Annotated in this window: 6 protein-coding genes and 1 pseudogene; 3 read left to right on the top strand and 4 right to left on the bottom strand. The window is 51.3% G+C overall.

Annotated features, from left to right (window positions below; genetic code table 11):
- Positions 1–85: 85 nt before the first annotated feature.
- Together QN215_RS03130 and QN215_RS03125 are read right to left on the bottom strand one after the other, a co-directional pair.
- Entirely contained in the window at positions 86–4,408 is a 4,323-nt protein-coding gene (locus tag QN215_RS03130; RefSeq protein WP_369344663.1) for a S8 family serine peptidase, read from the bottom strand.
- Between the two features lie 254 nt (positions 4,409–4,662).
- The gene (locus QN215_RS03125) at positions 4,663–10,968 is read right to left on the bottom strand and encodes a hypothetical protein (RefSeq protein ID WP_369344662.1); all 6,306 of its coding nucleotides are present in this window, start codon (positions 10,966–10,968) and stop codon (positions 4,663–4,665) included.
- A gap of 175 nt (positions 10,969–11,143) precedes the next feature.
- Between QN215_RS03125 and QN215_RS03120 the strand changes: the two are divergent.
- Positions 11,144–11,437: pseudogene (locus tag QN215_RS03120) on the top strand (DDE-type integrase/transposase/recombinase); the annotation flags it as partial.
- Between the two features lie 220 nt (positions 11,438–11,657).
- On the opposite strand, the gene QN215_RS03115 reads toward QN215_RS03120, so the two are convergent.
- Together QN215_RS03115 and QN215_RS03110 are read right to left on the bottom strand one after the other, a co-directional pair.
- The gene (locus QN215_RS03115; protein ID WP_369344661.1) at positions 11,658–12,302 is read right to left on the bottom strand and encodes a DUF4097 family beta strand repeat-containing protein; all 645 of its coding nucleotides are present in this window, start codon (positions 12,300–12,302) and stop codon (positions 11,658–11,660) included.
- 288 nt (positions 12,303–12,590) lie between these two features.
- Positions 12,591–13,313, bottom strand: coding sequence for an ATP-binding cassette domain-containing protein (locus tag QN215_RS03110; RefSeq protein ID WP_369344660.1), 723 nt, complete (start codon positions 13,311–13,313; stop codon positions 12,591–12,593).
- A gap of 440 nt (positions 13,314–13,753) precedes the next feature.
- Here QN215_RS03110 and QN215_RS03105 point away from each other — a divergent pair, with 440 nt between their 5' ends.
- Together QN215_RS03105 and QN215_RS03100 are read left to right on the top strand one after the other, a co-directional pair.
- Entirely contained in the window at positions 13,754–14,344 is a 591-nt protein-coding gene (locus QN215_RS03105; RefSeq protein WP_369344659.1) for a PadR family transcriptional regulator, read from the top strand.
- A gap of 534 nt (positions 14,345–14,878) precedes the next feature.
- The gene (locus QN215_RS03100) at positions 14,879–15,136 is read left to right on the top strand and encodes a hypothetical protein (protein WP_369344658.1); all 258 of its coding nucleotides are present in this window, start codon (positions 14,879–14,881) and stop codon (positions 15,134–15,136) included.
- The last annotated feature ends 1 nt before the right edge of the window (position 15,137 follow it).

Below are 15,137 nucleotides of genomic sequence, written 5' to 3'. Positions count from 1 at the left end.
ATACGGAATACCGTTCTGTTGAGGCAGTTATGATTCTGGTTAACTATGATTCCGGTTAACTATGATTCCGGTTAACTATCCTGAATTACTTGTTACGCCTACGGACCCCAAGCAGCGTCGTCCCAGCAACCAGTGCAACGAAGGCGGCGAATACCACGCCGGTTACGACACTTCCAGTTCTGGAGAGATTGCCCGAATTCCCGTTGCTCTTTGCAGAGGCAGCGGAAGCCTTCGACTGATCCTTCGATTGATCCTTAGACTTATCGACGGCTGGGCTGGTCGAACCTTGCACCAGGAGCTGCTGAGCTCGTAGCAAAGCAGCGTATGCACTGTTGACCTGATCCTGCGTAGCGTTGGTATCGACAAGCACCTGTTCCGCCTGCTTCATGGCTGCTTCAAAAGCAGACCATGATTCAGACGTGTAATCCTTGCTCTTCAAGGACTGCAAGCTGTTAACCAGAGCTTGCAGCTTTGATGTATCAACCTTCGCAGAAACCTTCACCAGACCGTTGATGGCAGTATTCAGCGCATTGTAGGCATCGTTGATCTGCTGGTTGGTGGAGCTGGCATCGGCAAGCACGTCCTCGGCCACGCCAAGGGCCTGAGCCAACTGCTTCCAGGATTCAGGGGAATAGTTACTTTCCTTCAGACCCTTAGCCACATCGACAAGATGCTGCAATTCACTCGTGTCACGGTCGGCGATGCTTTGGATATCAATCACTGGGGTTGCATCCTTGTCAACGGGAACCGAACCGTTAAGGTGCAGCAGCAAAGCTTCCGGCTGAGCAGTTGCTTCGCTACGTGCACTCTGTCCTGCTCGTGCACTCTTCCCTGCATCCTTCGCAACAGGAGTCTTGAGATGGGCCGGAATGGTCCCTGCCTTATCCGCATCCACAGCAGAACCCGAACCATTCTGCCCGCTGGTTCCAAACCAAAGATCTGGATTCAGCGGATCGAATGTGGCCGAATCTGTCGTATCAGCGAGATATGCGTGTTCGGCACTTTCAGCAAACATCGATTCGGTTTGTGCATAGAAATTCATTGGAGCGGTGGTCGAGTCCTTGGTGATTCCCAGCGCGCTGAGCTTCACCGGCAGCAAAACCACATTGGAATCGGCAACCGTTGAATCAACAATCGGTTCCTTGTCGATTACTTCCCCGTCACTCAGCCTCGTGGTTTCCACCCAGACAGCGTCGGTCAGTGCACCGTTCTTGAGGGTGTTTACACCGATGAGCATATCGGCCTTGCCATCGCCATTACTGTCGAGAACAATTTCAGGGAAGAAATTGTTGCCCAAGCGTGACCAGGTCTTATCGGTTTCAATGCCGAAGGTGAGGTAGCCTTGCGATTTGTCGTTGATCTGTGGAGCCGTGGAAGACACCCCAACCTCACGAATATCGGCTGCCGCGAGGCTTCGAGCGGAATCCTGTGTGGTGTATCCATCGACCGGATCTTGCACCGCGAGCTGCATGGGTGCAATCTGTGACGTGTAGCCCGTCGCACCTGAACCGTTGGCAAAGCCTTTGCCGCTCACCACCAGTTGGCCATCAGTCGAACCCTTGGAGAATTCAAGGCTGGTGCTGGTTTCGGAAACAGGCTTTGGAGCACTTACCAAGGCCACACGCAAAGCGGAGAAGGTGCCGTTAGCAGTGTCCTTTGGCACCAAACGTACAATGCCGCTGGCATCGGTGACGTAATTGCTGTCATCATCTGCCGACACAGGGTTCCTTACTGGCTGGGTACTGTCACGAGTATGTCGCAGCGCGGACTGGTCAGGAATGCTCAAGGTAACGGTAAAGTCTGCAGTCCCGTTCGCAGGAACGGTGATGGTGTCCTTATCCAGCTTGTAGTCAACCCCTGGAGTGCTCACCCTTGCCTGATACGACAGCGAGTATGTCACTGGCGTATTTGCCGTGTTGGTGACGGTGAATGCTTTGCTGGCACTATATCCGGCGCGTGGCACCTGAACAATACCAAATTCACCGGTGACAGCAGTCGGATCAGTCTTTGCAGCCACGGTTGCCTCGTTATTCACGGCTTCATATGCGTCCACACGTCCAGTTCCGACGCGGAGTGGACCCATCGCCGTGCTGCGATCCTCACTGAGGACATCATGATCGGCAGTATTCATCAGCTGAGCCTTGAGGGCTCTCGCCGACCAAGCTGGATGAGCTTGATGGGCGAGTGCAGCAATACCTGCTGTCAATGGGGTTGCCATTGAGGTACCGCTCATGACTTCAGGCTTGAAACCACTGCCCGCAGAAGCGGAGACGATGCCTACACCAGGAGCAGACACATCAGGCTTGACGGTTCCATCCGCCGAACCATGGATGCCTCGCGAAGTGAACGAAGCCATCGTGTCCTCATATTTGGCTGCATAGTCTACCTTTATGCTCAAGCGCTGATCCGATGACAGTTTCACTCTCAACGTTCCGGCATTCAGAGCTGGCTGTATTTTTGCCAAACCTGTTGGCGTGATTTGGAAACCAGGCAGGGTTGCGTTACCAGCGATACCCGCATCCGGTATGTCTTTGCTTGACTGGAACAGAATGGCCTTTGCTCCTGCTGCCTGCGCATTGTCAAAACGCTTTTTGGAGCCGCACACCAAATTGTTGTCATCCCACTGCACCCAGGCGATATTGCCCTTTACAGCGGCTGCATCGGCTGCGGAGTATGTGCCGCATCCAGCAAGATTGTTCGGGTCGGTGACCTTTACTACCTTGCCTTCAACATTGATGTTGTTGAGGTCAGAGTAATTTGCTGAGTATTGTCCTGCAAGCTTGGTGTCTGCCACATCGCTCGGCGCGGTTGCGGTGATGCTATCTTGCAAGGTTCGGCCTGAGCTGCTCGCAGCAACAGTGAGAGCGCTTTTTGCACTGCCTGGTGAACCGAGGACGTCGGTGAAATCGCCTTCGTTTCCAGCGGCGATAACGGAGAGTACACCCTTGTCCGTAAGCGCATCAACCTTGGCCGTATCAGGGTCGTCGTCTGATCCATAGGTGCCACCCAAAGACATGGAAACGATATTGATGGACTTGCCTTTGGCAATTTGAGCGCCAACCCAGTCGAGGGCTTCTCCGACGAGACCTGTCGTTCCGCCATTATCTCCAAAGACTTTCAGTGAGTACACGCCAGCCTGAGGGGCAGAACCTGGTCCGATTTCCATGGACTGCAAGTCAGCTTCGCTCAGTTTGCTGTAATCGCCCTTGAAGGTCTTGTTGTCTGCCGTGACGCCATAGCCAAGTGCCGTTCCTGCCACATGCGTACCGTGGTGTCCGCCTTTTCCGTCAATGGGGTTGCTGTCTGGAGTTGGGGTGGACATACTGGCGTTGTCAGGATCATAATTTGTGCCTGCAAAATCATAACCGCCCTTGAACTTGTTGGTGTCAAGCAAGCCTTTGAGTGTCGGATCGGTCAGAGGATCATTCTTGGATGCAAGCGCCGTGTCATAGGCCTGTGTGGTTCCCGCGCCGCCGAAATCTGCGTGGGTATAATCAAGGCCCGTGTCGATGATGGCGACGTTGGTATCTTTGCCGGTCTTGCCGGTTTGCGCCCATGTCTTGAGAGATTGAACCAAGGCATCATTGTTAGCATTTTTTGGTTCCGCATTGGCTATTGCAGCATTGTCAGCGCTGGAATTGGGTGTTGTTGCAGCTGGGGATTGTTCAGAGTTCTGCGAATTCGCTGGTGTTTGCTGTGAAGATGAATCCTTGTTGGCTTCAGTACTTGGCGCAGCACTTGGTTGAGCACTTGACTTAGCGCTTGCTTGAGCACTTGGCTGAGCACTTGATGAATTATTCGATGCTGAATTTGAGCTTGCAGACGGCTGGCTCTGTTGATTCTTCGCAGTATCACCAGCCGTTGAGGGGGAACTTTCGCTTGTGGCACCGTTAGCGGTTTGCGTATCTTTTGAGCTGTCCGCATTTGAATTGTCCGCAGATGAGCTGTCCGCAGCTTTCTTGAAACTGATCGGATTAATCTTGATTACTGAATCGGACTGCTCAGCCAACTTTCTCAGAGCAGCAGCATCTGCATACACGGCGACCCCCGGAACGGTGTAGGCCGTGGAATACAGAGTCTTCTCATGTGGGTCAAGCTTTTTCAGCTCGCTCAGTACGTCATTGGAAGTGTCTTTGGCGTCCTTAGCAGCATCCTTCGCCTTGTTTTGCAGTTCTTTATTGCCTTCAAAGGCGGAAGGTTTTTTGCTTGTGGTCACCGACAATGCGCTTTTGCTCGTTGTCTGGATGAACACCGGCATAGTACCGGAACCTCTGCTGATCTGGGAGGCGACCTGCACCTTCCCTAATTGTGGAGTATCTGCGTGCGCTGCCGCAGTTCCAACCGTTGGTAGAAGCATCGCAACTGCAATGACAAGCGCGCCCCACCGTCCCCTATGTGATTGTTTCATGGATATTCTTATTCCCTTCTAATGCGAATACTTGATCCGCATATCTTTTCCCCAAGAATAAGGTATCGCTGTCAGCGAACGATTATGTTACGGCATACAGTCATCCCCTACGTTTCAAAAGTGCTCAGCATGTCGCTAAACACTCAAATCATTCCCCCACCGAGCGTCCCAACCAGAAAGGCTCGGGGATGAATGAAGAACAGCCTATACACAAACCATTCATTATCCATCCCCGAGTTCGTTCCTCACAACCTTTAGCGATGTTTACCTCGCTTGAGCGAACGCGCTGCGTGCGCACCCGCACCTGATTCAGTACGAGGACCGGCAGACCCAGCCGCCACCGCTGCGCCCGCACGCCGACCGGCGACGGACTTCGAGAGCATGCGCTCGGGTGTGATGTATCGACCACGGTTCAGCACAGCCGAGAGCAGGAGAACACCCAGCCCAATCAGCGCCACGAGTAGCGCAATCGGCAATCCGCCCGTATAGGGCAATGCAGTCGGAGGTGAGCACGCCCGCAATCCCCAGTTAGCGCGGAACTCGGAATCGGAGCACAGGAATGTACCCGTGAAGGTATTGCGAACCGCTCCCGGGTTCATCCCAATCTGAGTCGCGTCAGCCACGAGAATCTCGCCCTGCGCAACCCTATTGTTGCGGAATGTGTCCTCATATACGCCAGTCTTGGTGAGGTTCGTCGCGTCCAGATTCCATTTAGACACAACATCCAGCACGGTTTGTCGAGCAAGTTTCGGCGCGTTGGCAATGGAGTCACCTGAGAACATGTTACTCATGAACTCGGCTCCCACAGTGGCAATCTTCGAGGTATTGAATGCGCCAGAAGGCAATGACTTCAAATTCTTTACATTGAAGAACGTTCCCTTGAACGAATTGTCACCAACAGCAATAAGGTTGCTGGACAAAACGAACGATGAGTCAGGCAAAGCCTGTAGCGCTGTGTTACGGAAAGTGCGGAAGAAGAAGTAGTTCCCCGTAGTACCTGTAATACTGTCAATACCGAATGAACCAGTAGGCAATGATTTCAGACTTGATACGTTGTTGAAAGTCTGGTCAAAGAAGTTATTTCCCACAATGGTGATCTTTGATATGTTAAACGAACCGTCTGGTAGGTTCTCCAAAGTCGTACTAGTGAACGTTGCGTGGAAGAAGTTACCGCCTACTGGCCCAGCAATCTTCGATACGTTAAACGAGTCAGCCGGCAAATCCTTCAGTTCTGTGGCCCCAAAGAAGGTCTGTTCGAACACATTGTTGAAATTCGCGCTGGGTACGTTCTTAAAACTGAGTGATCCGGTAGGCAACCCTGTCAGTGACGAAGTGTTTCTGAACGTACCTTGGAAGAACTGGCTCCCAATGGAAATGATGTTTTCCGTATCAAGTGAACCGTCTGGCAATGTCCTCAAACTTGTAGCACCGTCAAAGGTGCGGTCGAAGAAGTCAGCGCCAACAGTCGTAATTCTTGAGGTGTTTAGCGATGCTGCTGGCAAGCTCTCAAGCGAAACATTGCCACTAAAGGTGGCATGGAAGAAGCCTGGTCCGACAACACCCGCCACATTGTCGGTGCGCAGGGAAGTGTTTCCAATAGTGTGCAATGTACTCGCTCCAAACAGAGCCTGACCTAAGAGATATTCGCCCACAGTTGTGACTTGAACCCAATCAGGATCATCTGGGCTGAGCACTTTGCCAACCGACGTCAGCGCGCTCGCATTGCGTAACATTTGATATCCCGCAAAGTTGCCAGTCTTCTCAACATTGTCATCATTTTTGATACCGATGAAGGGAATGTCTCCCACCGATCTAATCTTGGGCGCGGTTTGGTGCGCACTAGCACCATATGTCCCGAATGCGCGTAGCCAGCCACGAGTGCCCGTAATGCTTATGTTCGACGACGACAGTGAATCAACGAGACGAAGCTTCACATCAGTGCCATTCACCGCACCCCAAACGCTCGGAGCACCGAGCCGAGGACCCGCGGTCGAGGAATCATACGACTTACCGGTATAGACGTCGGTCCCGGAGCAACCCTCCTGCCCTGTACCTGAACCATTATTCAACGAAGTCTGGCACGGAACCGTCACCCAGTCTGAACCATCCCAACGCTGAATTCTCCAACTGTATGTGGCACCATAGGTTCCTCCATCGTTAGCCCGTCCATTCGTGGGAACCACGAGGTTCGCTGAGGCATCGTCAACGTGGACGGTGAACTCGAAGTTGCAATTGATCAGTCCCCAACTCCAAGCGTGGGGCGAATCGGTGCAGAAGCCTGTGCCTGCAAAGGAGCGCTTCGTGCTGCCGGGATCCTTCGTGAGCTGAGCCGCGTCAGACACCAGCAGTTTGCCCTTAGCAGTAGCCACATTCTTGAAGGTCGATGTGAATACTCCAGATGCCTGGCTGCTAGCTTCGCTCAAAGCCCACTTTGAAGCCACCTGCACCACCGCAGCACGATTCAACTTCGGTGCGAGTGCTTTCGTATCCCCTGCAAACGTATCTAACATGAAATTCAAGCCAACAGAGTTTAGGTGCGAAGTATCGAACGATCCTACAGGCAACGAAGTCAACGACGCCGCGTTTTTGAACATATTTTCAAAGACGCGGTCCCCGGTCGTAGTCACATTTGTATTGAGCACGAACGAACCTGCAGGAAGATCCTCCAAAGCGCTCGCACCAGAGAACATTGATAAGAAGGAATACGTCCCTAAATGCTGAAGGTTCGAAATATTGAAAGAACCGTCAGGTAAATGTTTAATTGATTTGGCATCGCGCAAAAAATGGCTGAAATTGGCGCCCTCGGAGGCACTTAATAAGTGGTCGGTGTTGAACGAACTTACTGGCAATGCAAGTAGACTTGTGGCACCATAAAACGTCTGGTCAAAGTACCCGGACAGGACATCGGTAATGTTCGACGTATCGAACGAACCAGCGGGGAGATATTTCAAGCTAGGCGTGTCCCTAAAGGTTTGATAAAAGAAACGAAATCCCGTTGCTCCGGAAATATTGTTAATGTGGAACGAACCACTAGCTATTGAGGACAGGGCGTGCGCATGTAAAAATGTTTTTTCAAAGAAAAACCAATTAGCAGTCTGCATTTCAGCCCAATCAGGATCATTGATATTAAGAATAGCTCCAATGGATTCTAGGTGGTCCGCAGATTCAAACATACTCATGGCTACCGTATTTCCGGTTGAACCTGCGTAGGAAATACCCCTGATTCCTATGAAAGGCACATCTCCTACGCTCGTGATTAGGGTTGCTGTCTGATGCGCAGATGTACTCCCGCTTGTTGCGAAAGCCCGCAACCATCCACGCTGTTCCGACGCATTCGCATTTTTAAGGCGGAGCTTGATGTTGCCAGCCGAACTCAGACCCAAAGTTCTTGGAGTACCGACTTTGGGGCCTGAATTGGCAAGATCAGCCGATTGCCCGGCGAATGTGCTACTAATGCAGTAATCCGTGGCAGAATTATTTACACCCGAATCGCACGCCAGCGGGGTCCAAGCTGAAGTACCAGAATTCCAGATATCAACATCCCATTGGTAAGGAACTTCAAAGGTCGTCTCACTTGTTCCCCGTCCGTTGGCGGGAACGATAAGCTGCTCGTCGAGCTTGTTTGCGGGAATGTTCACCGTGAACTCGAAGTGGCAGTTCATCATGCCCCAGTGCTGCGAGTACGTTGAGTCGGTACACATCTTCGTGCCGAGGAACGTTTTCTTGTCCCCCGGATCCTTTGCCAATTGAGCAACATCCGATTCCAGCAGCTTGCCCGTTGCTGTAGACACGTTTTCAAAGGTCGACGTGAACACGCCCGACGCCTGGCTAGGGACCTCATTCAAAGACCACTTCGATGCCACCTGCACCACCGCAGCACGATTCAGCTGAGGTGCAGTTGCAGCCGTTGTGCCCGCATAAGTCATGTTCAAGAATCGTTCGCCAACCGTCGTCACGTTCGACAAATCAAAAGAGCCGGCAGGCAAGGCATTCAAAGCATGCGCATCTTTAAATGTCGAGTTAAAGAAGTCCGCTCCAACCGTATTCAGACTCGTTCCGAATTTGAACGAATTTGCAGGCAATCCAGGTAGCGAGGTAGCACCTTGGAAAGCCGAGGCGAAGAAGGCATTGCCAGCCCCCGTTACATTCGACAAATTAAACGATCCGTCCGGCAGCGACGTCAGCGACGTTGCCCCTTTGAACGCGTCTTTGAAAAAATCGTTATATACATCACCGGTTAGAGCCCAAGTATTAAACGAACCAAGAGGCAAAGTTGCCAAACGAGTTGCATCTCTAAAGGCTCCGCTTAAGAAATAGCCACGGGAACTCGGAGTAGTTGAATTAATAGTAGAAATCGAACTCAGATTAAAAGAAGCATTAGGAAGCATTTGAATTCCACTATTATGAAAAACATCTGCGCCAAAAAAATCTCCAACTTTTGTAATACTGGACAGATCGAACGACCCATCTCCTATTGTTTCGAGACTCGTTGTACCTTCAAACATCCGATGCGCAAACGAGACCTCTGTCTTTGTCACAGAAGCCCATCCCGGGTCGGCATTATAAAACACTCTACCTACGCGAACTAGATTGCTTGCGCCTTTAAACATATGCTTGCCAGTGCCATTGCCTGCAGAAGTCACAGCCACATCTGGGTCCTTGATGCCAAGAAAGGGTATATCTCCAACTTCGGTTATCATCGATGCTGTCTGGTGCACACCATCGAACGAAGCGGTCGCGAACGCATTTAACCAAGATGTAGAGCCTCCATTGGAAGCGTTAGTTAACCGCATGCGTAGATTACCCGTAGTGCTTACACCCCAGCTAGCAGGTTTGCCTAGCTGCGGACCAACATCAGTACCCGTTCGCGACTTTCCTTGGAATGTCAGGTTTCCATTGCATGTTTGATTGGCCGTATCCGAGTTGGCAGATGTGCTGCAGGAAATCGCCTCCCATTTGGTACCAGTCCACCAGTCGACGCCCCACATGTACGGGGCACCATAATCCGGTCCAGCGTGCTCGAGTCCATTTGCTGGTACAACGACGTTCGTGTTGAGATCGGTGATGTTCAGGGTGAACTCGAAGCTTTCTGGTTCAGCAATAGTTACTGTGAAGTGTTGTGGCGCTGTGCCACGGTGCGTGACACCTTCAGAGGCACTGCCTTTGTCCAAACCCCACACATATAGGTCATACGTGCCGGCAGATATATCCTGGGTGCTCAGAGAGGTACCGCTACCGGACTTCGCAACTGTACCGTCAGAGGAGCTTTGGTTTACGAGCTTCCATCCGAGACCATCAGGATATGCGGACACGTTGCCTGCCGTGAGCGGGTACGTAGAACCTAGAGGCAAGCTGAAAGTGCTCTCTTCGACGCGATTCGAGCTATCGAGATTTATTGCACCGAGTGCGGGTAGCGATTCGTCCTTGAATGTTAAGGTCAGTGATGACGCCGCATCAGAGTTGGATGGCTGTGCATAATCCGTGCTTTTGGACGACAGCAACAGATTATCAAGATTCAGACGAAGAGCAGGACGCAATCCGTAACTACCGAAGCTCGTATTGTCAGAGCTCGGTGCACCGTCGTTCCACACATCGTACGCATAGGCCACACCGTTCCATCTAGCAGAACGCAACCAAAAGCCAGAAGAATTATTAACACAAATTTTCGAAGGACAAGCAAGATTGGAGTCAACCGACAAGCCGCTTGTGTGATTGAAATACTGCTTCACATCACCAGTAGACAACGGAAACACTCTATACGAATTCACCGAATCAGTCTGCTGCGTGTAACTACCAGACTTACAGCCAGAAGCATTCGTACACACACCCTCAACAGGGGCAGAACGCAACAACCCCTGCTCGAACACGGAATAATTCTGCGATGCCACACCAACAGACGCCAGAGCAGGACCAGACCTATACCCCGTGTTCGCAGCACCGGAGTCAAAATCATTTGTAAACGGGTTACCCGACGAATCAAACGTAAAACCTGACGTCACCGTATTATCAGCGAACAGCAACGCCTCACCCGCAAGCACTGACGTCGTAGCAGACTTCGAATAACTCTGACCCACACCAATATCAGCGTCAGCAACACTTTCCACGGCACCCTTCGCCAAGGTCTTATACCCACCAGACACCGACTTATTCTGATAGGTCTGCGAAGAATCGGTTTTCCCAAACACAATCCGACGCGCCGAATCCCAACCATCCGATACCACCGGCCTGTCACCAACATTCAAAGTGCTGAAATAGCCATCAGGACCGAAGGCAGGTGGATCTGCGATGGCTTCGGGAGCGGGACGGAAGTACATGCTCAGAAACAGCACGATCAACGCACCGAAAAACGTGAGCCACAGCGATAGCCGAACACTGCGCGATACATGACGCCCCCTATGCGCCGGACTGCCCCCATGCCTCAGGCTGCTCTTGCGCGCCACACTATCCGAATGCCCCAAGTCACCAATGCGCCCGGAATTACCCGCATGCCCGCGCCCACTCCCCGCACTATGCGCGAAGGCGGCACGCCCCTTCCCTGATACACCCTCGTGGTAAGTCATCACACCAACCCCATCCGTACTAACAATGTCGCTTGCCGCACCAGGAAGACACCCCTTCCCAGCGAAATACACAATATGAATAACATACTACAGCATGTACATTTTATGCGAGACTTTTCCCCCACCAGAGAACGCAATCCCCACACTCCAAAGCATGCAGTGAGTTGAAGGCACCAAGGCGTATCTCGCTCCCGTCCACGACACGGCCACCAAGGAGATCATCGCCTGGGATATATCCCGGCATCCCGATCTCGCGCAGCAGCAACGTCTTTTGGCCCTGCTGGAAGACAGACTGCCCCATGGCAGGCACCCAATCCTGCATTCGGACATGGGTTGGCAGTATCAACACCGCTGGTGGCGGCAACGGTTGCATACGCTTGGCATCCGCCAGTCAATGAGCCACAAAGGCAACTGCCTGGACAACGCGGCCACCGAACAGGTGTTCGGCCATCTCAAGGACGAGTTCTACACCATGACTTTGACGGCGATGCGGCTCGTATCGGGATCGTATTGCTTGTCGTATCCGCGTCCATATGTTGGTATTGAGCAGTCCGCTTAGCAGGATAACGTCCGGTTTATTGCACAAAAGTGCTTGAGCTCTTTGGCTTGGGAGAGTATGGCCCATCGTCTATGTGCGATTTCAGTCGCCGAACATCCACCCCTATGGGAAAACCAGACCGCAGTGAATGCTAGTCAATGCTGACAGTGCCGTTTTGGCAGGTAACGGCGGCATATGGCGCACCAGTCTTGTGCTCGGAAGAAGATCCTCCCCAAAGGCGTCGGCTGCCTAGCCTCATGTGTCCGTTGCGGAGATTCGCATCGTAGCCGAAGTCGGATGGCATGCCATGGATGTTCGCGCTTCCGTTTTTGCAATCAAGCGATATGTCATTGGGCTGTCCATGCCACCGAATGCTCCCTGAATCGATGTGAATGGAGGTTTCGTCTGCCATAACTCGATTGAGTTTGCATGAGCCATCTATGATCTGCAGCGACATCGTATGCACGGAAACATCAGAGACAATCAATCCCGAATGATCCGCTTCCAGCCTCAAAGACTGGAAGTGCTCTTGGGAGGGAAGCATGATGTCCAGACGGGGGAAGCGCCACCAATGCATCGGATCGAAATGTTCCTCGGGTGACACGGTGTTTTCGATGACGAACGATTTCGCGCCGCGAGATATACGGAAGTCGGAAGGTTTGCAATAACGGAAACGTATGTCCAAATTGGCACCAACGCGCACGGTCGCGCCCATATTATGCAGCAGAATACCGATATCGGCATAGTTTGGATCATGGATGTCGGTTTGGTGCAAGTCACTTGTGAAAAAATTCATAACAGTTCCTCCCCCTATTTTATTTTTTATTTGCGTGAATTACATGCCTTCGCTGCCAGAAGGAAGGAGACGGCTGCTGATACGACGCCGATTGCAATTCCCCGTTGCACTGAAGAATCGTAAACGCCTGATGAGGATTTCCTGGCGGCATCAAGGAACCTATAATAAAATACGGATTGGCAAAGGTATGACGCATTTCTCGAGCAAATGACAGCCATACACTTTTTACCCATGAAGAACTACTTACCGAATTGATGAGCGTCGTTTCAGTGATCTGAACATTGTCATTCACGGTGTCGCCTCATTTCCTGTAAGACGCAAAAATGCATCATTAAGACTCCCTTGTCGCACATCAATCGATGTTATTTCAGCACCGATTCGATTCATTTCCCTCAATATGTCTGGAAGAACTTTCGGTGAATGCAATGCCTTAATCTGCACATTACAGATGGAATCATCTTCGTTGAGCAGCAACGATTCATCTATTGCCGACATGGCAGAAAAGATCGAAGACAAGTCATCTTTCCTTGCATTTTTGATAGCAAGAGTGATTGTATCCTGCGCATATTGATTGGATAGTTGCTGAGGCGATCCTTCGGAAACTATAGACCCTTTGTCCATGACCATAATGTTGTCGGCTACCCGTTCTGCCTCTTCAATATAGTGGGTTGTAATCACAATTGAAGTCCCGAACTGTTTTCGAACCGACAGCAGGAGATTACACAAATCTTCACGGGCATCAGGATCGAGCCCGGCAGATGGCTCATCCAAAAAAGCGGCCGACGGATTATTGACGAGCCCCATCGCGATGTCGACTCTGCGCCGTTGACCGCCGGAATCGGGCTTCATCAGAGTTGCGAGAATTCGCATCGTGGTGCTTTTCCCAGCTCCATTAGGTCCTAAGACGCCCAAACTTCTCCCGTCGTTCAGAGAAAATGAAAGGTCTAACACGGCAGTTTTTACTTTTCCCCTGTATCGGTATCTTTTTACTAAATCATGAACTTCGATCATGTGGTGTACTCCTTATATCCTTGAAAGGCATGAAGCATGCTCCGGCATACTGCCTCACGCCTTAAAGAGAAACGACCGATAGATTGGGGGGCACATCTTTGACAAACCGTTGAACGGTCTCGAACACGGCAGCCAAACGAGCAGATGCCGCCACGTGATGTCATGCTTTGCGCCTCCTGTAATAACGCCACCACCGAACTTGGTCGACGGCCGAACATTCCCAGCACGATGCTCAATTTTCGTAGACATTGCGATCTTCATACGATTGTCTTTTCTATTTGGTCAATGTTTTATAGTCAATATAAACTAAACAAATTTGACTATATAAATTAGAGTATATGTTCTTGCTAGAATGTCAAAGTCGGTTACTGTGATGTAGCGGTCAATTCGTGACCACCGACACGCAAAAGCACGAATACAGGCAAAGGAAATGACCACAGTTGAGCGTTCAGACAACAAGATTGCTGGTACTCGGAATCGTACGGCTACGGCAACCAACATACGGATACGAGATTGAGAAGGAACTCAAATCATGGAATTCCGACAGATGGGCAGGCATCGCCAGAGGATCCGTCTACAACCAGCTCAAAAGCCTGGTCCGAACGGGCATGCTTGAATTCGACTCGGTGTCGCAAACCGGAAAGATGCCAAGCAAAAACCTATACAGACTCACAGAAAAAGGGGATAACGAATTTTTCGATTTGTTGCACGCCATACTTAACAACCAACAACCGCAGCCACTGGACATGCTGCCCGTGCTGTGCTTCCTCCCTTCACTCTCAAAGCAGGAGATTATTGAATCATGCCAGCGTCGCATCACTCGCATCACAGCATTCCTCAATGCATTCGACAATCAGATGAAGCAATGGTTTCCCGACGATTCCGACACATTGTATCTGCAAGAAATATTCTGGCTCGAACAAGAGGCTTTCATAGCAGAACGACGATGGCTTGAAGACTTTCTCGAACGTGTCAACGCAGGCCGGTACCACTTCTCCGCGGACGGCAATACTTCACGGACGACAATATGATTGGCATGGACCATACAGCCTGTTTCCTTCAGACGTGTTCTCAATTCCGCAGCATCCAAAGGATGCCTGGGCGTCCGGCCTATGGCAGGAGAATCGGGCGGGGGCGGATCACCTATTACAACGATCCGCAGGTGTTGTAGGCTGCCGCTGATAAGGCCAAGAAGGCGGTGAAAGCCCCGAAAATGGCCGACGGGCAGGGTCAGAACAAAGTGGTCATCCGGGGCGATTATGTATGTGTCTTAAGAGCATTTGGAATAAGGTTTGCCGTAGGACAAGTGCACACAATAAGCATCAGCTCGAAGAGAAGGTTTTATGTGAAGGAAACGACACTTTATATATCGACTCTTACCCCACTGTTATCGCATTAAACGAACGTTTTCTATACAGTCCCGCGTCCTGTCGATCTAGGCCGTTTTCATGCCGAAACGTATATATAAACCCGTGTAAGAATCAGAGTGCAGTAATCGCTTGGTTGGGTTGAGTTTCTTCACATAATGACCTGTATGTAGCACGAAAGTGTGCTATACTTATGTCATGTCTTCAAGAATGGTGTTTGCCCGCTCGGCCGAGCGTCATGGCTTCACGGTTGCCGATGTGCTGTTTGCGTATCAGCATCCGATTCGTCGCAGGCTGCTGGTGCGTGGTGGTGAACGCTATCTTAAGTTCACTGGACGGCATCACGGTGACCCGCTGGTGCCGAGCATCGAGGTCATGATGAAGATCATGCCGGGGCGTGGCATCGTGGTGTTCCATGTGAACGCGGAGCAGGGCAATTTCTGGGACAAGGATTGAA

The sequence above is a fragment of the Bifidobacterium sp. WK041_4_12 genome (assembly GCF_041080795.1).
Classification (GTDB): Bacteria; Actinomycetota; Actinomycetes; order Actinomycetales; family Bifidobacteriaceae; genus Bombiscardovia; species Bombiscardovia aquikefiricola.
The sequence above is the reverse complement of the archived record's forward strand: the minus strand, read 5'-3'. Positions and strand labels throughout refer to the sequence as shown.